Origin of the sequence: Saccharopolyspora gloriosae (assembly GCF_014203325.1) — a bacterium.
Taxonomy (GTDB): domain Bacteria; phylum Actinomycetota; class Actinomycetes; order Mycobacteriales; family Pseudonocardiaceae; genus Saccharopolyspora_C; species Saccharopolyspora_C gloriosae.
The window spans coordinates 5,688,484-5,710,652 of record NZ_JACHIV010000001.1 but is presented as its reverse complement, the minus strand read 5'-3'; the positions used below and the strand labels follow the sequence as shown (position 1 = coordinate 5,710,652).

The window sequence follows — 22,169 nt, the reverse complement described above, 5'->3', positions numbered from 1 at the left end:
GGTGCGGTCACGAGCCGGTCCGCGCGAGCAGCCGACCTTCCAGGGAGGCGGCGGCCAGTTCCACCCGCGAGCGGCAGCCCGTGCGGGCGAACAGCCGGGTCAGGTGGCTTTCCACGGTCTTCTCGCTGACCTGCACGGTCATCGCGATCTGCCGGTTGGTGAAACCGTCGCTGACAAGATCGATGATACGGATCTCGGTGGTGGAGAACGGCGCCTGCCGGGTGCGGGCGCGGGGCAGCGTGACGCCGCGTTCGCGCATCACCTCCTGCGCCAGGCCGCGGCCGCGGGTGGAGCGGAAGCGCTTCGCCAGCACGTAGGACTCGTGCAGCCACGGCTGCGGATCGGGGCTGACCGTGCCGACCAGCAGGCAGCCGAGCGCGATCTGCGGCTGCGCGCCGCGGACCCGGGCGAGCCGGACCGCTTGCTCGCCGAGTTCGGCGTCGCGGGTCACCACGCCCCGCATCAGCAGCAGCGTCTCCCGCGAGGTGGCGGTGCCGAGCCGTTCGTCCAGTTCGGCGAGCTCGTCGAGCAGGGCCTTCGCGCGCGGCTCGTCGCCTTCGCGCAGCGCGAACGCGACGAGCCTGCCGAGCAGCCGTTCCAGCCCGGCGGGGGCGCCCTGGTCGCGGTAGCGCAGGTAGTCCTGCCAGCCCTCGTCGAGCGCGGTGGTCACGTCGCCCGCGCGGTAGCGGACGCCGCAGCGCACCCACGCCACGATGTGCCCGCCCGCCATCAGCCGGGGGATGCGGTCGAGCCATTCGGCGGCGCGGCGGTGATCACCGCGTTCGGAGCAGATCTCGGCCGCGATCGCGCGGGACAGGTGCCGGGCGGGGGCGCCGCGGCCCGGCGGGTGGTCGGTCTCGCAGTGCCGGGTCAGCGACAGCGCGGTGTCCCACTCGCCGGCGTTGTAGGCGCGCAGCACCTTCTGGTAGCAGAGCACGCTGCCGCGGCTGGGTTTGCCGTAGCGGTCGCCGAGGATGAGTTCCAGCGCGGTCGCGTAGTCCGTCATCGCGCCCGCCTCCCGCAGTTCCTGCGGGTCCACGGCGGTGCCTTCGGGGCAGCGGCGCTGCCACACCGACCAGGCGTGCTGGAACTCGGTGTCGCTGCCGGTGAGCGCGTTCAGCAGCACCAGCACCTCGCCGAGGTCCACCGGGTGCTGCTCGCCCGGTTCCGGCGGCACGCCGAACATGGTGTTGAGCAGCGCGGCGGCTTCGCCGACGCGTCCGCCGAACATCGCCGAGCAGAACCGGCGTATCTCGGCGTCGAACCGGGAACCGGTGCCCAGCGACTCGAACAGCCGCGCGGAGCGGTCGGGTTCGGCGGCGCGCTCGTCGTGCAGCAGCGCCGAGAGCCAGCACATCCCGACGGTGACCAGCAGCGTCGTGCTCTCCCGCTTGTCCTGGTCGCCGCAGGAGGGCGCGGCGAGCACGGCGGGCGCGACGAGGCTGACGTCCTCGGTGAGCTCGCGGTACTGGCCCAGCGACATCCGCAGCCGCAGCAGGGCGCGCAGCAGCCGCGGCCAGCGCTGGTCCTCGGCGGGCAGGTGGCGCAGCGCGGCCTGGTACCAGCGGGCGGCGCGGGCGGGGGCGTGCGCGGCGGCGCGGTCGGCCTCCTCGATGAGCACCCCGGCGGCGAGCTGCCCGTCGAGTCCGGGGCCGGCCTGCACGATGTGGTCGGCCAGCTTGGTGCGGTCCACCGGCACGTCCCGTTCGAGCTGGGCGAGCATCCGGCGCGCCAGCGCGGTCTGCAGCGCGCGCAGCCGCTTGGCGCCCGCGCGGCGGCGCAGCGTCACGGCCAGCGCGGGCACCGTGAACCGCAGCCGTTCGCGCTCGTCGACGGCGAGCACTCCGGTCTCCACCAGCCGGTCCAGGACCTGGCCGGATTCGTCGAGGCCGACGGCGGCGGCAGCGGTGAGCATCGGCAGGTCGTCGACGCCGACCGGGTCGATGGCCGCGATGACGGAGGCGACGCGTTCGGTGCCGTCGCCGTCGCTGCGCACCGCGTGGACCAGTTCGTGCTCGGCTGGCAGCGCGATCGGCTCGTGCACGGGGGTGAGGCAGAAGTGCTCGTCGATCAGCACCAGCCTGCCGCGGGCGTGCAGGTCGTCCACGGTGGACAGCAGGGTGCCGGGGTTGCCGTAGAGCGGGCCGAGTCCGGTGCGCAGCGCGGTGACGACCGTCTGGTCCAGGGTCGCCCGGCCCGCGGCGGAGCTCCAGCGCGCGGCCAGCGCCGCGATGCTCGACTCCGACAGCGGCGACAGCGTCACCACGGTCTCGGCGAGGTTGCTCAGCTGGGCCGGGACGGCGGTGGGGAAGTCCTGGGCGCGCGCCGAGGTGATCACTGCCGCGCCCACCGCGCGGATCCGTTGCACCAGCGGCAGCAGCGCCGCGGCCAGCAGCGGGCCGCACCGGTCCACGTCCTCGATGATCACCACGGTGCGTTCGCGGGCGGCGATCAGGCCGATCGTGCGGGCCAGCTCGTGCACCAGCGGCAGCAGCGCCTGCTGCGGGGAGAGCTCCAGGTCGCGGCGGCGCTTCGCGGCGGCGGCCACGGCGTCCAGCAGCTGCGGGTCCCGGCCGCGTTCCAGGTGCGCGCGCACGCCGTTGAGCAGGGCGTCGAGAGCCCCGAGTCCGTTGTGGTCGGCCGCGTCGGCGGTCAGCACGTGCAGACCTTGCCGCTGCCAGCCGTGGGTGAGTCCGTCCAGCAGCGCGGTCTTGCCCTCGCCGGGCTTGCCGCGCAGCATCAGCAACGTGCCACCTGGCCGTTGCACGGCCGATTCGATCGCCGCCCACTGCTCGTCGCGGCCGAACACCGTCACGCGTTCCCTGGCCATCCGTCCTCTCTCCGGTCGGCTGCTGCCGCAACGCTGGGGGACCGACTTCACATCAGGGGAAGGGGCTGCGGGGCTCGCCGCGCCACCGATCCGCTCGCCCCTTCCTAGTCGCCGCGAAGCTTAAGCCATTCGTGTTGTTTATTACTCCGACCTAGGTCGAGGGACATCCCTCGGGTAACCCACAATGATGAGCACGTGCACTGTGCGCAGTCGTGCAAGGGTACGTTTTGTGCTCGTCCGGGGCAGTACGTGTCACCCTGCCCGCAAGGTCAGGAGAGGAACCGGTGGCTGACGGCGCGAGAAGAGTCGGCAAGAGCGGGACGACCGAGGCCGGAGCGCTCGGCGTGGACGCCGCCGAGGCGCTCACCGCTCGCTTGCACGGCCGCGAAGAGATCATCGCGGAACTGGTCGGTTCCACGAAGCGCGGCGGTCCGCCGCTGACCGTCGTGTCCGGCGAGGCGGGCAGCGGGCGCAGCGCCGTCCTGGACGCGCTGCGCGGCGAACTCGCCGGCGCCAGGGTGCTGAACCTCAACGCGAGCGAGCACGACCGGCGCACCGCCTTCGGCGCGCTGTACCGGCTGCTGTCCGATCTGGACGGTCCCGACCCGAGCGCGGCCGGCGTGCGGACCTCCGTGCTCGGCGTGGTGGCCCGGCTCAGCGGCTCGCCGAGCGCGGCGGCGGCGCCCTCCACCGCGACCCAGCTGGCGATGGCCGTGTTCTCCGCGGCCCGCCGCTACCTGCCGCTGGTGGTGCTGATCGACGACGCGCAGTGGCTCGACGACGCCACCGCGGCCCTGCTGGAACCGCTCGTCCAGCACATGTCGGGCAGCCCGATCTCGATGGTGCTCACGGTGCGCACCGACGTCGCCCGCGACGCCGTCACCGCGCCGCTGCGGCGGCTGCGGGACGCGGGCCTGGCCCGGACCGTCACGCTGCGCCCGCTGACGCGCAGGCAGAGCCAGCAGATCATCGCCGAGACGGTGCGCGCCAACCCGGACGCGGCGCTCGTCGACGAACTGCACCGGGCCAGCCGCGGCCTGCCCGCCGCGCTCGTCGCGGGACTCGCCGGGCACCGCGAAGCGCGCTCGCTGCGCGTCGTGGACCGGCACGCGTACCTGGTCCGCACCAACGAGCGGCCCGTCATCTCCGGCAGGCATCCGCTGCTGCTGCCGGTGCGCGACGCGGGCGACGTCGAATGGGCGACCGCTCGGGCGATGAGCGTGCTCGCGCCGCTCGGCACCGCCGCCCCCGCGCTGATCGCGGACTCCGCGGCCATCGAGCGGGACGCCGTGCGGGAGAGCATCGACCGGCTGGTGCGCCTGCGCGTGCTGGTGCCCTCCGGCGCCGGCTGGCGGTTCCGGGTGCCGATGGTGCGGGCCGCGCTGGAGGCGAGCCTCGGGCCGTTCGAGCGCCGCAACCTCGCCGCGCTCGCGGTGACCGCGCTGTGGGACGGCAGCGCGGAGACCGACGATCCCGGTTACCTGCCCGATCGGCTCGTCGACGCGGGCAAGCTGATCGATCCGCAGCGCGCCGGGCAGGAACTGCTCGCGCACGGCGTGCAGGCCATGTTCGACGACGGCGGCAAGGCGGTGCGCTGGCTGCGTTCCGCGACGGAGAAGGTCACCGAGCCGCAGGCCCGCGCGCTGACGCTGCTCGCGCACGCCGGGACCTGCACCATGCACTACCGCGCGGCGGAGGCCGCCGACAGCATCCGGCTGCTGCTGTGGCGCCACGCCGAGGACCTGCCGTTCACCTTGCTGCAGCAGGCCGAGGTGATCTACCTGGTCTCCGCCGCCGCCACCGGGGATTGCGCGGAGCTGGCGCGCATCGCCGACGGCACCGGCCAGCCGCTGCCCGGTGGTCCGGCGCAGCGGGTGGTGGCCCGCATCGTGGCGCTGGGGATGCTGGGGCGATGGGGCGAGTGCGCGGCGCTGCTGGAGGAGCAGCGCGAGGTGTGGACCGGCGGCGACCCGATCACCGAGGACTTCGGCAACATCGCGCTGATCGGCGCGACCGTGTCGCAGGGCGACACCACCGAGCTGTTCCGGTTCGTGGACCGCCCGGAGCTGTGGCGCGCCCGGGACGTGCCGGACCAGCACTTCGAGGAGATCCGCCACCAGACGAACATGCTGCTGGGGCTCGGCGAACTCGACCGGGCGATGGAACTGCTGCGGCGCAACGAGTTCGAGACGACTCTGCTCTCGGGCACCGACCAGTTCCAGATCGAGTTCATGCGCGGGGACTGGTTCCGGGCGATGGCCACCGCCCGCCGCACCATGGCGACCGCGCCGAACCTGTCCCGCCCGATGGGGCAGCCGATGATGTACCTGGGCGCGGCGCTGCTGCACACCGAGGGCGGCATGCTCAGCCGCGCCCGGCAGATGATCGAAACGGGCCGCGCGGGGCCGATGCGGTACCTGTTCGACTTCGCCGAGGCGCGGGTGTCGCAGGTGCTCGGCGAGCTCGACGCCGCCGACGAAGCGCTGCGCACCGGGCTGGCGCGGGCCGAAGCGGACGGGGTCGCGTTCGGCACCGAGCACATCTGGGCGCACGTCGCGGTCCGCGCGAACGAGCGCGGCGACGTCGACGAGGCGAAGGAAGCGTTGCTGCGGCTGGAGAAGCTCGCCGAGCGGCTCGGCACCGGCAAGGCGCGCATCGCGCACCTGCTGACCCGGATGCGGGTGCTCGGCGACACCGCGGCGGCGGAGCAGGCGGTGGTGCTGGCGCGGCGCCGCGGCCAGCCGTACGAGACGACGCTGCTGTTCACGCTGCTCGCGCAGGCCGGCTACCGGACCGCGGAGCTGCTGCCCGAGGCGTACCGGCTCTCCGACGGGCTCGGCGCGCTGCTGCTGCGGTCGCGGCTGCGCCAGGTGATGCGCGACCACAACGTGCCGATCCCGAGCAGGGGCGCCACGACCGCGGAGAACGAGCGGCTGCTGGCGGTGCTGGTCACGGAGGGCCTCACGAACCGCCAGATGGCGGTGGTGTTCGGCGCCACGGAGAAGAGCGTCGAGGGCAGGCTGACCCGGATGTTCGCCCGCATCGGCTACCGCTCCCGGGTGGAGCTGGCAGCTGCCATGCTCACCGGCGAATACCCCGGCTGACCTCCTGGACGTCACCTGTCACGGTGTGGACGAATTCGGAGATTTCACGAGAAATCGAATCCCCCGAACGAGGTGAACCCTTCGATCCGTGGCCCCGATGACCAGTGCGGGCGGTTGTCCACAGGGGTGTCCGACTCGCCGGGGGCGTTCGATTCCTCGCGAAATCGCGGGCTCTCGAACGAGGTTCGGCGCGGTGCGGGTCAGGGTTCGGCGCGGAACGGGGGTTCTGGGGCGGGCGCGGCGGCGGGACCGGCCGCTTCCTTGAGCGCGCTCGCGAGCAGCCGCATCGAGGACGGGGCACCGGGGTTGAGCAGCACGTCCACGCCTTCGTCGGGCAGCGCTTCGGCGAGTTCCCGGGTGCTGACCTCGCGGAAGTTCGGGACGTCGAGCCGGGCGGAGTGCGCGGGCGCGGTCACCGCCAGCACCGACGGCACGTCGTCCGGGGAGGGCACGACGATCGCCTCGCCCTGCTCGTCGACGGCGATGCTCAGCACCGCGTCCCGCAAGGTCGCCAGCAGCGCGTCCCCTTCCGCCTGGCCCTGCACCACGAGCCGCAGCGTCGCGTCGACCGGGTCGGTCGCCGAATCCTCCGAGGACGGTTCGTAGTTCGGGTTCGGCTCGAACCGCTGCGCGGTGCCGTCCGCGGGCACGAACCAGCCGCCGACGACCGCCTCCTCCGGTGGCCTGGCGTCGTCTGATTCCGGGGTCCAGGCCGGGTCGACCAGCAGGATCCACTGGTCCTCGGTTTCCTGGTTCGGGGTGTCGTCGGCTGCCATCGGTGCTCCTGCGGTCGTGGGCGGGGTCGGGGGTCAGTGCTTGCCGGGGAACGACGGTGGCGGCGGCAGCGGGTCGTCGAACCCGTCGAGCTCTTCGGCCGGGTAGGGCGGCTGCTCGGCGTCCGGGGCGGTCATGGGCCGCCAGGCCGCGAGGTCGGCCGCGAAGTGCTCGGCGGTGGCGGGCGCGGGTTCGCCCGTCGCGGCGGGCGGTGCGGCGGCGGTGGCCCGCTGAGCGGTGGCCGGCGCGTGCTCGGCGGCCGGGTCGCCGGGATTCGGCCCGTCCGCCCGCGCCGCCGGAGCCGGTGCCGCCTCCGGCGTCGCGGACGTGGTCACTACCGGCTGCCCGGCGGCGTCCTCGTCGGCGACGGCGTCGCGGAACTCCTGCGCGCCGATCCGCACCGAGGCCGCGCCGCCGGGGTTGAGCAGCACGTCGACCCCGTCGGCGGGGAGTTCCGCGGCGAGCTCGGTCGCGCCGATCTCCTGCCAGCCGGGCACTTCCAGCTGCTGGGCCTGCACGGGCGCGGTCGCCACCAGCACCGAGGGCACGTCGTCGGGGGCGGGCGTCACGATCGCGGCGCCCTGCTCGTCCACGGCGATCCAGAGCTCGGCGGGGCGCAGCGTGCCGAGCAGCGACGCGGTGTCGGATTCGCCGCGCAGCACCAGCTTCAGCTCGGCGTCCACCGGATCGGTCGGCACGTCCGGGCTCGACGGCTGGAACAGGTGGTTCGCCCGGAACGTGCGGGTGGTGCCGTCGGCCTCGACGAGCCACGCGCCGACGATCGCCGACTCCGGTACCTCGGCGTCTTCGTCCTCCGGCTGCCAGCCGGGGTCGACGAGCAGCGCCCACTGGTCCCTGCCGGTGTCCGTGGGCGCGGTGTCGGTGGGGGAGGTGTCCGCCATGCCGGGTCCTTTCGGGGAGTGCTCAGGCCGGGAACGGCGGATCGCCGAGCACGACGGGGTCGGTGTCGGCGACGACGGTCTTGAACGCGATCGCCGCGATCCGCATCGACTCCGGAGCGCCCGGGTTGAGCAGCAGGTCGACGCCCTCGGCGGGCAGCGAGTCGGCGAGGTCCTTCGCGGTGATCTCCTGCCAGGTGGGCGCGTCGACCCGCCAGGTGTGCGCGGGCGAAGTGGTCACCAGCACCGAGGGCACGTCGTCGGGAGCGGGCGCCACGATCGCCGCGCCCTGCTCGTCGAGCGCGATGCCGAACAGCGCGTCGCGCATCGTGGCCAGCACGGCCGCCTCGTCGTGCTCGCCGCGCGCCGCGCCGCGCACCGCCGCGTCCACCGGGTCGGTGGGCGAGCCGGGGCCGGAGGGCACGTAGCCGGGGTTGGCGCGGAACGGCCCGGTGACACCGTCGGAGTCGAGCGCCCAGGCGCCGAGCACCGCTTCGATCGGCGGGGCCTCGCCTTCGGCGGTGGGCTGCCACGCCGGGTCGAGGACGAGCGCCCACCGCTGCTCGGCGTCGCCCGCACCAGGCGCCGTGCTGTCGTCGTGCACCGAACTCTCCCGTTGATCGCCGTTCTCGCCGCGCGCCGCGGCCCGCGACACCTCAAGTCTGCCCCGTGCGGCCACCCCGCCTGCTCGCGGCCGGGGCCGAGCCTCACTCCGCGGCGGGCTCGGTGCTGTAGGTCGTGTACTTGTGGAAGGCGCGCTTGATGCGGCCGTTCTCCACGGAGCCGGACATCCAGCCCTGGTTGTTGTCCACCGAGATGAACGCCGCCTTCCGGGTCGAGCGCACCGACACCGAGTCCCGCCCCGAATAGAACATGTTGCCCATCCCGAAGGTCCGGGCCTGGTTCAGGAACGCCATGAACACCTTGCCTTCGGGGGCGCCGGTGTCGCAGCTGGTGAGCAGGAACTCGCTCTCCGGGCTGGCGGCGTACATCTTCTGGAACTCCGGCATCTGCACCAGCAGCTTCAGGTAGGTGTCGCCGGGCAGCCACATCTCGGTGCGCGTCTTGCCCCGCTGCAGGTGCAGGGCGATCTCCTCGTCGTTGCCGTGCGTGCTGATCAGGCTCGGCCCGACGTCGGCGTCGTGCGTGCGGTCGCGCTTCGCGTCGTAGACGACGCGCTCGTCGACCTTCCACGGGACGCGGGCCAGGCGCTGCTCCGGGTCCTCGCTGAAGATCTTGTCCAGGTACCGGTTGCGGACGTTGCGGAACGGCTCGCCCGGGGAGGTCCGCACGATGTACCGCATCCGGTCGATCTCCGAGGCGATGTGGTTCTCGCCGTCGAGCTCGCCCTGCTTGGTGAAGAAGTTGACACCGTTGATGCGGGTGAACCCGGCGGTCTTGACGGAGCTGGTGTTGCGCACGACTTCGTCCTGGGTGAACTCGATCGGCCGGTATTCCTTGTCGGTGGAGGTCAGCGGCACTTCCGCGTCGGGGATCTCCGTCGAGCCCGGCAGGTAGCGCTCGAAGAACTTGATGTTGCGGACGTTGCCGGACCCGTAGGTGCCGTGCAGCGTCTTCTTGCTGGTGCCGCGGTAACCGGCCCAGCCCTGGTTGTCCTCGACGCCGAACCGGCCGTCGGGCAGTTGCGAGACGGCGCCGCGGTTGCGCAGCACCGTGCCGTCGAACCAGCCCTTGTGCAGCTGGTCGGCGACGCCCTTGAAGTTGGCCTTGGACGAGGTCAGCAGCGCCACCCGGAACCGGGCGTCGGTGTCGCCGAACCGGTCGAACTGCGTCACCTGCTCCAGCACCGTGCCCAGCGTCTCCGGGGAGATCGACGCGGCGGCGCCGTCGGTGAGGACCAGCTTGAAGTCCTCGCCGTCGCGCGGGATCTCGGCGAAGAAGGTGCGCCCGTTGTTCCACTGGTGGTCGGGCCGCTTGGTGCGCCCGGACGCGTGCGCGGGCGTCTCGCCCGGCAGGGTCTGCACGAACGTCGCCGAGTTCGCGTTGAGCGAGTAGTTCGTGGTGCGGTGGAAGGACACGCCCGTGGTGCTGTCGTCGCTGCCCGGCAGCGGGCGGTAGTAGATCTCGCTCAGCCGGAACTTGATCTTCTTGCCCCGATTGTCCCAGCCGTTGATCTTGAGGTTCGGGTCGGTGTACCGGGCGACCGGCACCGTGGTGCCCGGCGTGGCCGACTGGTCGTAGCCCGTCGTGGGGTAGTGGGATCCGGAGCCGTAGCCCTGCGGGTAGCTCTGGTAGTAGCTGCCGTCGCCGTAGCCGTCCGGGTACCGGGGCTGCCGGTCGGCGCGGGTGGTGTGGGTGGCGCCGTACTCCGCGTCGGAGTCGCCGTACTCGTAGTCCTCCAGCGAGGCAGGGGAGTCGTCCTCGTCGAGAGCGCGGTCGCGCGGCTCGGTCGCGGTCGGCGAGTCCTCACCGTCGCGGGACTGCTGGACGTCCTCGGCGCGCTGGACGGTCTCCGCGTGCTGCCCGTCGTCGGTGTGCTGGCCGTCGTCGGACCGCTGCCCGTCCTCGGACCGCTGGCCGTCGTCGGGGCGCTGGGCGCCTTCGTCCGCGCGGACCGGGGAGTCCGTCCGCGTGTCCGAAGTGGACTGGTCCGGCGCGCGATCCGCCGCCGTGGACGGGGAGTCCTCCGTCCGCGGCGCCTCCGGGCCCTGCTCGCGCGGGGGCCGCAGGCCCATCTCGCGCAGGCCGTCCTCGTCGGTGTGGATGTAGGCGCGGTCCCGCGCGGTGCGCGGCGTGCTCCACTCGGCGGGCGCGTTGCCGGTGTACTCGGGCGTGATCGTCCAGTTCGCGGTGGCCCGCACCAGGTACATCGGGCCGTCGGACTTGCGGTCGCTCTCGTGCTGCTTGGTCTTCGAGTCCGCCTTCGTGGTGGTCGTCCAGTCGAACGCGGGCCCGGCGAGCGTGAGCTGCGGCGCGTTGCGGTAGTTCGCGCCGCCGGCGCGTCCCGCGATGGCGCGCGGGTCGGCCGAGGAGTCCAGCGGCACCCGGGCGTTGAGCTTCAACCCCGGACCGCTCTTGTGCTGCTCCTTGGTGGCGATCGTCGTGGATTCCTTGCTCTTGAACCCGCCGTCGTCGCCGAGCTTGGTGACGTGCGCGTCCGCCAGGTCGGCGTGGAAGGTGAGCGACTTCAGCCGGTCGCCGTGGCCGAATCCGGCGCTGTAGTGGCTGTCGTGGTCGAGCCCGTCGACGCGGTGGCCGCGCTCGGTCATGGCGGCCGGCAGGTGCGCCGAGAGGGCGCTGGTGCTGGTGCCGGTGTTGACGGCCTGCCGCGCCCAGGTGGCCCGCTCGGGCACCGGCGGCGGCGTGCGGCCGGACTCGCCGGGCATGCTGCCGTCGAGCACGTCCTGCACGGCGGAGTGCACCGCGTCCGAGTTCGCCGCGGTCTGCCGGTGTCCGCTGGGCAGCGACTCGATCCGCCCCGGCTGGTGCTCGCCGGTCGCGAGCGAGGCCACCGGCACGTGCGTGTGCACGGCGTCCTTCGCGGTGGGCAGCGAGCGGGTCACCGCGGGGTGCTCGGGCAGGAGCAGGTCGGCGAGGCCCCCGGTGAGGGTGCGCGGCGCGTGGTTGGCGTGCGCCGTCTTCTGCACCGTCAGGTCCAGGTCGAGGTCGTGGCGGAACTTCGCGACGTCGCCCTTGGTGGTGACCTGGCGGGAGCTGTCGGTGCTGGTCGACTCGGTGAGCTTGCCCTCGGACTTCAGCGTCACGCCGGGCTGCGCCAGCAGTGCGCCGCCGGTCCCGTCGGTGGTGTGCCCGCGGGCCAGCACCATCGGCGCGATGCGGTGCGCGTGGCCGGTGGTGGTGGTCGTGGTCTCGCTGTCGGTGGTCTTCGTCTCGCGCTTGTCGCTCCAGCCGCTCTCGACGCCGTCGAAGGTGCCGGGGCCGGGGCGGCCCTTCAGGTTGAGCGTGACGTCGACGGCGCCGAGCGGGCCCTTCACCGTCGTCGACCAGGTCTTGCCCGGTCCGCGCAGGTCCGAGTACAGCGAGCCGAGGCCGCGCGGCGCGATGTCGCGGATGCTCTGGTTGAGCAGGTCGGCGCGCGCGTGCTGGTCGGCGGAACCGAACACCAGCGGCTCGGCCAGCCCGGACAGGTAGTCGCCGAACCGGCGCAGCGCCGAGGCGGGCACCTCGTCGTGCGGCACCTCGCGCAGCGCTTCCCTGATCCCGTCGAGCAGTCGTTCGGTGACCTCCGGGCGGATCGTCGCCGGGGCGTGGCCGTCGGCGTCGAACGTGGACGGTTCGAAGGTGGACTCGTCGGCGGCGCGGTCCGGCAGGTCCGCGTCGGAGAGCCCGACCTGGTCGATCTCCGAAGTGGGGACCCACACCTGCACCGAGTCGGCCTTGTGCGCCTCGCTGTGCTTCCAGGGGCCGCCGGCGTCGCCGTCGTGCGCGTCCCGGCCGCCGAGCAGCGTGCTCGTGTCGTAGGTGACCAGGTAGGCCGGGCCCTTGTAGGTGGTGGTCGTGGTGTGCTCGAACTCGTGCGCGGCGGAGCGGCCCGCCGCGTTCGACGGCGAGTTCGTGTAGCCCGTGATCGGCATCGCGGTGAACTGCTGGCCGGGCTGGTGCCCGGCGTAGCGGGCGCGGACGGTCGAGTCGTGGCCGGTGGCGTTCTCGGTGCCGTGGCCGGTGGCGCCGCTGGTCTTGCTGATGAAGCTGAGCTCGACCTTCTGCGGCGGACCGGAGATGCGCGGGTTGCTCAGCGCGGCGGAGATCTTCGCGTCGCCGAGGCGGTCCTCGGCGCCGAGCAGCCCGCCGCCCGCGTAGCGCTGCACCGGAGTCCGGTAGGTGCCGCTGGTGACGCCGTCCAGGTTCGTCGCGAGGCGTTCCCGCCCGGCGAACCGGTTCACCTGGTGCTGCGCGACGTGCCCGTGCTCGCCGAGGCCGCCGAGCAGCTCGCCGGTGATCTGCTTGCTCAGCCCGGAAGGCAGGTCCAGCGCGTGCACGGCGAAGTGGTCGGGCAGCGCGCCCGGACGCCAGCCCTCGGGGCGCCGCGGGGAGTCGTGGCGCACCTCGCGGAACGCGCCGTCGGCGTCGTCGCGGGCCGCGCGCGGGCCGCTGCTCGGCGCGAGCTTGCCGCCGGTGTAGGTGGTGGCCACGCCGCCGTCGACGATGCGCTGGTCGAGCACGCCGTCCTTGCCGGTCACGGTGATCCGGTAGTCCACCAGGTCCTGGTCGGAGCGCACGTCGGACGACTTCCAGCCGTGCCCGCGCCCGGTGCCCGAGGAGGATTCCAGCGTGGTCCGGGAGTCCTCCACCCGCTGCACGTGCTGTCCGTGCAGGTCGACGGTGCGGGTCGAGCCGTCCGACACGAGGCCGCCGCGCAGGCCACCGCCGCCGCCGAGCGCGGTGGCGGACTTCGCGCCGTCGCTGTGCTCGACGGTGTTCTTGCCGGTGAACTCGCCCTTGAGCGTCGTGCCCGGCACGTTGCGGCCGGTGCCGTTCTGGTCCACCGGCGCCGTGGGCCGGTCGAACGTGCCGTAGCCGGAGCCCGGCTCGTACGCCTGCTCGGCGCGCGGCACGGCCTCGATGAGCACGCCGACCAGGTCGTCGGGGCTGCCCGCGGTGGCGTGCGTGTCGCGGGTGAACATCAGCGACAGGCCGTCGCCGTTGAGGTCCGCCGAGCGGGTGGTGAAGCCCTGGTCGGAGACGAAGTCGGCGAGCACGGTCTCGTTGTCGGCGATGTGCGCCTTCGCGTCGGCGTCGCCGGAGCGCAGCACGCCCTCGGGCAGCATCTCGCGCAGCGCGCCGCCGACCGCGGCCACGTTGGGGAACACCGTCTCGGCCGCGCCGAGCACGGACCGCGCGGGCATCGGCTGCGTCGTCGTCGACGGCGAGACCGGCGCCGGTCCGGTGTCCGGCCGCCAGGTGGTGGCGCCGTCGGTGACCTGGTGCCGGTCGCTGTGCTGGCTGCCGTCGTCGAAGCGGACCCGCAGGTCGTAGGTCAGGTCGGTGCTGCGCCCGCCGAACGCGCCGCCCTTGCTCTCCCACACGTGGTCGGTGCGCAGCTCGTCGGCGGTGGCGGCGGTGTGGTTCTCGTGGCTGGACCGCTTGCCCTGCACGACGCCGCGCGCGTCGAGCCGCGTCCCGTCGGCGCCCTCGGCGGGTTCGGTCATGTTGTAGGTGAGCCGCAGCCGCCCGGTCATGTCCAGCGGCTGCTTGGCGGTGCTCTTGACGGACTGCTCGTCCTTGAGGCCCGTCTTGTGCGTCAGCTTGCCCTCGGGCTGCTTGCCGCCGTTCGACGGTTCGGTGGTCAGCGGGCGGCTCTCGCCGCGGTGCACCTGGAGGTCGATGTTCGCGGTGCGGGTGCGGCCGGAGTCGTCGCGGAAGGACACCGCCTCGGTGGTGGTGGCGCCGTCGAGCAGCGCGTCACCCCGGTGCGTGAGGTTGGTGCTGCCCAGCATGTCGTGCAGCGTGCCGCGCACCGAGCCGCCGATGCGGTCGGCCTGCCCGGCCCAGTCGGGGTGCCGGTCGAACAGCGCCGCCGCCTTCGCGAACAGCTCCGCGTCGCCGCGCAGGAAGGCCGAGCGCGGCCCGGTGTCCTGGTCGCCCCACTCGTCGGCCGGGCGCTGTTCGAGACCGCGCAGCGAGTCCGGCGTGCTCAGCGCCGCCCCGTCGGCCTGGTGGCCGGTGAGGTGCACGGGCGGCTGGTCGTTGCGGCGCACGGTGACGGCGTGGTGCAGGTCGTGGGTGCTGGCGGTGCGGTCGCCGGTCGGGTCGATGGAGGTGGCGTGCTGGAGCTCTTCGCTGCTGCCCGCCTTCCACTTCGCCTGCGGCGTCAGGCCCTTCACGTTCACGGCCGGGTTGATCGTGACGCCGTGCGGAGTGGGCAGTCCGGCGCGGGTGCCGAACCCGCTGCCGGGGCCGCCGGGCAGTCCGACGCCGCGCTTGGTCTTGCCGTAGCCGCCGGACCCGTTGTCGATCTTGTTGTCGCCCGCGTCAGGCATCCGGGTGGTGTCGGTTTCGCCGCCGCTGCGGTCGGCGGGCCGGGCGTGCGCGGTGAGCTCCACCGCGTCCGCGCCGATCCCCGACGTGAGTGTGAGCCCCTCGCCGTTGAGCGCCGTGAAGTCGTTCGTCAGCTCCTGGTCGGACAGGCCGTGCAGCAGCTGCTCGATCCGCTGCGCGGGCACTCCCGCCTGCTCCAGCGCCCGGCGGGCGTCGGCGCGCAGGGCGTCGCCGTTGATCTCGTCGGCGCGCACGGCGTTGCGGTCGAGCAGGTCGCGGACCTGCTGGGTGCGTTCGGTGACCGGGCCGAGCTCGGGGGCGCGGGTCGGGTCGTCGCCCTGGACGTGGCGGTCGGCGGCGGCCGGATCGTCGCGCATGTCGATGACGGCGTCCCCGGTGCGCGGCGGACCGGCCGCGACCTCGGTGTCCGAAGTGGACTCCAGCAGCGGGGTGGTCTCGTCGTCGAGGGATTCGCGGGCGTCGACGAAGACGTCCTCCTCGCGCGCGGGGGAGTCCTCCCGCCGCGCCGCGCCGGCCTGGTCGGCGGTGCCCTCGTGCTCGGCCGGACGCCGGTCCCCGGTGCCCTCGGCGGCGAGGTCCTGCTCGCCGTCGGCGTTCCGCCGCTCGCCGCCCGCGTCCGGCTCGCCGCGGTCCGCGGGGCCGGCCTGCTGCTCGGTGAGGCCGCGACCGCTGCCCGCCGGTTCGCCGGGCTGCTGGGCGGTGTTCGCGGCGCCCTCCGGGTAGCGGGTCTCCGGGTGCTGGCGCACCTGCTCGCCGGTGCGGTAGCTGGCCCAGCCCGCGTTGTTCGCGACGGAGAGGTTCGGCTTGTGGTCGGAGTCGTAGGTGATCCCGACCTTGTCCAGCGCGGCGTGCCCGGTGTTGCGGATGCCGTAGTGCGTCAGCGCGTCGGTGAGCCGGGTCAGGTTCGCACCGGTGGCGGTGCGGCAGACCACGTGCACCAGCGAACCCTCCGGGTTGCGCCCGTACATCGCCTGGAAGTCGGCGTTGTTGACCAGGACCCGCGCGTAGACCTCCGGTGAGACCTCGATCGAGGTCTGCTTGCCCCGCTCGTCGATGTTGATCTGGAACGCCTTGGTGTTGCCGTGCGTGGTCACGAAGTTCGGTTCGAGGCCCTTCGCGTAGTCGTCCTGCCACGAAGCGGGCGCCTTGCGGTCCGGGGTGTTCTTCGCGAACGGCACGCCGTCCTCGCCGGGCTGGGTGCGCAGCACCTCGGTGATCGGCTGCAGGCCGTTGGCCCAGGCCTTGTCGAGGTTGCGGTCCTGCGTCTTCGCGGCGAGCGTGACGCCGATGTTCCGGCCGTCCTTGAGCAGCGCGTCGGAGCTGACGTGGTGCGTGTGGAACTTCTTCACGGTGTCGGTGCCGTCGCGCACCACTCCGGCGAGACGTTCCTCGGTGCCGCGCGGGATCCGGGAGTCGGGCAGGTGCTGCTCGAACCACTTGATGGTCCGCACGTCGTGCTTGGCGTACGCGGAGCGCGGGCCGGGGTTGGAGCTGCCCGCCGCTTCCCAGCCGGCGTTGTCGTGCACGCCGATCGTGAGTTCGTCACCGGCGCCCGTCGTCGACAGGTCGCCGCGCGGTGCGAAGGTGACGGGGTTGAGCCCCCGGTCGACCATCGAGTTGTGGAACGGCGCGCTCGCCGACCCGTTCGCTGAGTTCCCGGACAGCAGCACGAAGTGGTGCTTGCGGCCCGGTTCGGCGAAGTCCCGGAACGCGATCCCGTCGCGGACCACGGCGCCGTAGGTGTCGCCGCCGACCCGCACCGACCGCCCGTCGTGCAGCGGCAGCGTGAATCCGTCCCGGTGCGCGTCGGCCTCCAGGAACAGCCGGCGCACGTTCGCGTCGCGGTAGCCGCTGTTCCACGCCGAGGCGTGCTCGGTGGCGGTGCGGTGCGGTGCGGCGGTGGCCTGCTCGGTGCTCTCGCCCGGCAGGGTCCGGATGATGCGGCCGTGGTCGCCGTTGGCCATCCAGCGGGCGGTGTCGGTGGTCTCGCGGGTGTAGGAGACGCCGATGTCTCCGTCCCTGCTGCGCACTACGCGGTTCACCACGTCGTTCGAGGTGAACGTGACGGTGTTGCCGTGCTCGTCCACCCCGGTCAGCCGCAGCGGGGTGACGTTCGCCGGGTCGATCTGCAGCGGGGTCTGCGCGGCGAACGGGTCGATCGGCGGGAGCGCGCTGCGCATCGGGCCGGAGTTCCACAGGTCCTCGGGCGACGGTGAGCGCTCCGGAGCGCCGTCGCCGGGAGCCCGCGTGCGCGGTGCCGCCGGGTCGGCGCTGCTGGTCGCCAGCGCGGGGCGCGGCGGCGTGGTGGTCTCGCTGCGCGGCTGCGGCCGGTGCTCGGCGGGCGCTTCGGTCGTGGACTGCTCGGGCCGGGCGTTCGGCTCGGGTTCGCCGGTGCGCTGGGCGGGCGAGGTCGTCTCGGCGGGGTCGAGGAACCCGGCGAGCGCGGACTGCGGCTCCGGCGACAGGAACGCCGCCAGCGGGGAGGACGGCGTGGTGTCCTCGACGACCGGTGCCGGTTCGCGCGGCGCGTCGGCGACGTCCTGCTGCTCGGCGGTGCGGTCGGCTTCCTGGAACTCGGCGTCCGAGCGCTCGGCGTCGGTGTGGGGGTTGCCCAGGTCGTCGAACGCGGGCCCGTCGGCCAGGTTCGTGTCCGCGCGGAGGTAGGCGTCCGGGTCGAACGAGTCCGGCAGCGGACGCGGGTTCGCGGCCGGTTCGGTGTCGCGGTCCCAGCCCGCCTCGTCGAAGTCGAAGAACCCGTCGGAATCCCGCGCGACCTCGACCGGCTCCGCCGACCGCATGGACGGTCCGGTGGGCCGGGAGGGTTCGCCGCCCTGGCGCTGTGCCTCGCGGGCGGCCATCGCCTCGCGGACGCGGGCCTTGACCTCCGCCGTGCGGTTCTGCTCGACGATGTTGTCCTGGCTGCGCCGCACGATGAGGTCGGTCATCGTCATGTCCGGCGGAATGCGCAGCCTGCCCGGCTCGGGGTACTGGAAGGCGTTCGCGGTGGTGGCGACCACGACTGCCCGGCCCTTCGGGGCCATCGCCCCGTTGGGCGCCGTCGCCCACGGGTTCTTCGCGTGGTCGGCGTCGATCAGCTGCTGGATCCTGCCCGGCTCACCGGAGTAGATGGTCACCGACGACGGATCGCGCGGGTTGAGCCCGGTCTCGGCGTCCGGGCTGAGCTTCATCCGCCCCAGCCACGCCTCCACGGACTGCGGCCCGTCACCGGTCGCCGGGTCCAGCACCATCGGGCGCGACTTGCCGCCCCCGATGTCGACGCGGACCACGGGTGCGACGTGGTAGGACCACTGCACCGAGTTCGGCTTGCCCGGCTTCGACCCCGTCGCGTTCGGCGTGGTCAGCCACAGCGGCGGATCCCAGCGGCCCACCAGGATCTTGCTCGGGCTCGCACCCATCTTCATCAGGTCCAGCGACCACAGGTGCGCGCGCAGGTCGCAGCCGAACTCGGGGTGGTCGGTGCGGATCGGGACCGTGCCGTGGACGTGGCTCTCGAAGGTCGTGTCCTTGAGCGCCTCGTGCCACTGCGCGGCCTGCTCCAGCGTCGCCACCGGGTACAGCACGTTGCCCATGACCCGGTCGATCTCGGCCTTCTGCTCCGGACCGCCGAGTTCGTTGAGGTCGTCGAACAGGCTGCGGGAGAACTGCTCGGAGTAGGAGTTGCCCACGGCGTGGAGCCCGCGCCAGTCGCGCTGCAGCACGTCCATATGCCGCATCGCGCCGTCGAAGTGCCGCTGCCGCACGGCGGGGTCGGTCGCGGCCAGCCCGGCGGCGACGTCGTCGTGCGCCTTGGCGGCGAAGGACATCACCGCGGGCAGCTGCCACGGGTACGACTCGGTCTTCGGGATGACGGGCGTCGTCGTCGACGGCGCCACCGACTCGGGCTGCTGCTCGCGGGACAGGTCGATCCGGTCGACGCCCTCGGTGAGCCCGGCCTGCTCGGTCGAGCGGTCCGGCGTGGCCGCGGCGTCCTGCTCGCGGGCCGCCGCGGTGCGCTCCGGGCTCGCGGTGTCGGCGGTCCGCTCGGAGTCGGTGTGCTGCTCGGTCCGGGTCGTGTCGGCGGACTCACCGGTGCGCGCGGGCTGCTCGGCGCGCTGCGGTTCGGGAGTGCCGGTCCGCTCCTGCGCGGCCGGGGTGGCGTCGGCGTCCTGCGTACGCGCGGAGTCGCCGGAGCGCTCGGCCTGCGCCTGCTCCTGATCCGCGCGCGCCTGGTCACCGGAGTCCTCGGCCCGGTCCTGGGCCCGCTGGGAGCCCTCGGTCGGCTCCTGGGAGCGGCGGGAGTCTTCGGCCTGCTGTCGGGTCCGCTGAGAGTCCTCGCTCCGGTCCTGGGTCCGCTGGGATTCCTCGGTCGGCTCCTGGGTGCGGCGGGAGTCTTCGGTCCGCTCTTGCGTCCTGTCGGAGTCCTCGGCCCGGTCCTGGGTCCGCTGGGATTCCTCGGTCCGTTGGGCGTCGCCGGTGCGGGAGTCGCCGTCCTGGTCCGCGCGCCGCGCCGAAGCGTCCACATCGGACTGTTCCCGCGCCGGGGTGGCCGAGTCGCCCTCGGCGGGCCGCTGCGGCGGGGCGTCGGGCCGCGCCGGGCTTCCGTCGTTCGCCCGCGCCTCGTCGTTCGCCCGTTGCGCGTCGCGGGCCGCCATCGCCTCGCGGACGCGCGCCTTCACCTCGGCGGAGCGGTTGTGCTCGACGATGGAGTCCTGGTGGCGGCGCACGATGCCGTCGGTGATGCCCAGTTCCGGCGGGATGCGCACCTTGCCCGGCTCCGGGAACTGCAGGGCGTTGACGCCGGTGAAGGCCACCAGCGCGCGGCCCTTCGGCAGCAGCGTGCCGTCCGGGGCCTCCGTCCACGGGTGGGTCTGGGCGTCCGCGTCGATGTCGCGCTGCACGTTCGCGACGTCGGTGTAGATGCTGTTGCGGCCGTCGCGCGGGTCCACGCCGATCTGCGCGAGCCACTGCGGGACGCTCTGCGGTCGCGCGCTCAGCGTCGGGTCCAGCACCACGGGGCGCGCCTGGCCGTTGCCCAGGTCCATCCGCACCACCGGCGCCACGTGGAACGCCCAGCCCACGGTGCCCGGCTTGCCCGGCTTGGAGCCGTTCGCGTGCTCCGAGGTCATCACCAGCGGCGGGTCCCAGCGGCCGACGAAGATCTTGCTGGGCATCGCGCCCTGCTTGAGCAGTTCCAGCGACCACAGGTGGGCGCGCAGGTCGGCGCCGGTGTCCGGGTGGTCGGTGCGGATCGGCACGGTGCCGTGCTCGTGGCTCTCGAACGTCGTGTTCTTCAGGGCCTCGTGCCACTGCGCGACCTGCGCCTGGCTCGCGACCGGGTACAGGACCTCGCCCATCGCGTGATCCACTTCGGCCTTGCGCTCGGGGCCGCCGAGCTCGGCGAGGTCCGCCGCCAGGTTCGTGCCGAACCGGTCCTGGTAGGAGCTGGTGACCGCGCGCAGCCCGCGCCAGTCCCGGTCGAGGGTGCGCAGGTGCTCCAGCGCGCCGTCGAAGTGGGTGCGGCGCGCGGCGGGGTCGGTTTCGGCGAGCCCGTCGCGCACGCTGTCGTGCGCCTTGTCGGCGAACGCCACGACACCGGGCAGCGTGGCCGGGTCGACCTGCGAGCCCGGCGGGATCGCGGTGGACAGCGGGGTCGCGGGCTCGTCGGTGCCCCGCGACCGCGGCGCCGCCGCGCCCCGGTGGTCGGTGTCGTTGTCGAAGGTGTCGCGGGCGTCGAAGAACTCGTCGCCGGTGGAGTCGAACCGCTCCTGGGCGTCGAAGTACTCGGTGCCGGAATCCTCGCGCACCGAACCGGAATCGTCGCGGACGGAACCGGAATCGTCGCGGACGGAACCGGAATCGTCCCGCACGACACCGGGGTCGTCGCGCACGACACCGGATTCGAGGTCGGCGAGCTCGTCGAAGAACTCCTGCTCGGAATCCCGCCGGGTGCGGGTGGAGGAGGCGTCGTCCGGCTCGGGGCTGGTGGAGCGCTCCGAGTCGGCGTCGTAGCCGCTGTCGTCCGGGGTGAACGGCCGCTGCACGCTCTCGCCGGAACGCAGCGAGGAACCGTCGTCGGTGGTCGTCCACTCCGAGTCCGTGCGTTCGACGGAGGAATCCCGCGTCCGCTGCGAGGAGTCGCGGCTGCTGCGGTCGGACGGCTGCGAGGAGGACTCGTCGTCGGTGGTGACCCAGTCCGACGAGCGGTCGGTGGTGACCCAGTCCGAGGAGCGGTCCGTGCCGGTCCCGGACTCGTCGTCGCTGGAGCGCGACGTGGTCGAGCCGTCCTCGGTGGTGGTCCACTCGGAGCTGGAGTCGCGGTCGGACTCGCTGGAACTCTTGCGGGAGCTCGTGCTGGAGCTCGTGCTGGAGCTGCCGTCCTGCTCGCTGGAGCTCTTGTCCGAGCTCTTCCCGGAACCGGAGCGCTCCGAGGCGGAGCTCTCCGACCCGCTCGACTCGTCCTCGGTCGTCGCCCACTGCGAGGAGCCGTCCTCGCTCGACTCGGAGGAGGAGTCGTCGTCGCGCCGCGGCGGTTCGAGGCCCATGGCGCGCAGGCCGTCGGCGTCGGTGCGGACGTAGACGGTGTCCCGCGCGGTGCGCGGCCCGTCGCCGTGGGTGGAGTCCTGGTACTCGGGCGTGATCTTCCAGTTCGCCCGCGCGGTGACCAGGTAGGTCTGCCCGTCGGAGGTCTTCCAGTCCTCGGACTGCTTGCCCTCGTACTCGGCCTTCTCGCCGCGCTGCCAGTCCAGCGTCGGGCCCTTCACCCCGACCTGCAGCGCGTTGCGCGCGTTGACGCCGGGGATCCAGGAGCCGTTGTCCTTCGGGGTGGGGAACAGCGTCAGCGGTGCTCGCCCGTCCGGCGTGCTCCACGTCGGGCCGAGGACGCTCTCGTCCTTGCCGGTGCTCTTCTTGATCTCGTCGAGCACGATTTCCTTGCCGTGGCGCGGTGGTTCGCCGACCGGCCGGACGTGCGCGTCCTCCAGGCTCTCTACCTGGAAGGTGAGCGACTTCAACGGGTTCCCGTGCCCGTAGCCCGCGCTGTAGTGGCTGTCGTGGTCGAGGCCGCCGATGCGGTAGCCGTCGCCCATCGCCTCCGGCAGGTGCGTGGACAGCGCGCCCGCGGCGACGCCGGTGTTGACGGTCTGGCGCGTCCAGGTGGCCTCGTGCGGCACCTGGTACCGGGCCTGCGAGCCGGCCGGTTCGCCCGTGCGCACGCCGTCGAGGATGTCGTCGACGACGTTGCCGACCTCGCCGGAGCGGGCCGTGGAGTGGTGCACCGCGGGCAGCTCGGTGATCGGGTCGTGCTCGGTGTGCGTGCCGGCGCCGATCTCGTCGACCGGGACGCGGGTGTGCACCGCGTCGGTCATGGTGCCCAGGTGGTGCGTGGTCGGTTCCGCACCGGAGGCCAGCCAGCCCGCGAGCCCGAAGGTCAGCGTGCGCGGCAGCCGGGCGGCGTGCGCCGTCTTGGTGACCGTCAGGTCCAGGTCGAGGTCGTGGGCGTAGCGCGCCATGTCCCCGCTGGAGTGGTACGTGCGGGACGTCTCGGTGCTGGAGCCCTCGGTGCGGGTGTGCTCGGAGGTCCCG

At 73.3% G+C, this 22,169-nt stretch carries 6 protein-coding genes (1 of these 6 running past the window's edge); 1 reads left to right on the top strand and 5 read right to left on the bottom strand.

The annotated features are described in order from the left end of the window. Nucleotides 1-7: 7 nt before the first annotated feature. Nucleotides 8-2,830 carry a LuxR family transcriptional regulator gene (locus tag BJ969_RS24710; protein WP_184482711.1) on the bottom strand — a complete coding sequence of 941 codons (2,823 nt, stop codon included), beginning with the start codon at nucleotides 2,828-2,830 and terminating at the stop codon, nucleotides 8-10. 284 nt (nucleotides 2,831-3,114) lie between these two features. Here BJ969_RS24710 and BJ969_RS24705 point away from each other — a divergent pair, with 284 nt between their 5' ends. After that, a complete protein-coding gene (locus BJ969_RS24705; protein ID WP_184482708.1) occupies nucleotides 3,115-5,934 on the top strand; it encodes an AAA family ATPase in 2,820 nt (939 codons plus the stop codon). A 200-nt stretch (nucleotides 5,935-6,134) separates the two neighbouring features. Here BJ969_RS24705 and BJ969_RS24700 read toward each other — a convergent pair whose 3' ends face one another. The 4 genes from BJ969_RS24700 to BJ969_RS24685 form a co-directional block, all read right to left on the bottom strand. After that, a complete protein-coding gene (locus BJ969_RS24700; protein WP_184482705.1) occupies nucleotides 6,135-6,710 on the bottom strand; it encodes a type VII secretion system-associated protein in 576 nt (191 codons plus the stop codon). Nucleotides 6,711-6,743: 33 nt separating this feature from the next. Continuing rightward, entirely contained in the window at nucleotides 6,744-7,610 is an 867-nt protein-coding gene (locus BJ969_RS24695; protein ID WP_184482702.1) for a type VII secretion system-associated protein, read from the bottom strand. A gap of 22 nt (nucleotides 7,611-7,632) precedes the next feature. Further along, nucleotides 7,633-8,211, bottom strand: coding sequence for a type VII secretion system-associated protein (locus BJ969_RS24690; protein WP_184482699.1), 579 nt, complete (start codon nucleotides 8,209-8,211; stop codon nucleotides 7,633-7,635). 103 nt (nucleotides 8,212-8,314) lie between these two features. After that, a protein-coding gene (locus BJ969_RS24685; protein ID WP_184482696.1) for a protein-glutamine glutaminase family protein crosses the window boundary here: on the bottom strand, nucleotides 8,315-22,169 show its final stretch. It continues 18,485 nt past the right edge of the window; 13,855 of the gene's 32,340 nt are visible here — the last part of the coding sequence; the start codon falls outside the window, past its right edge; it ends in the stop codon at nucleotides 8,315-8,317.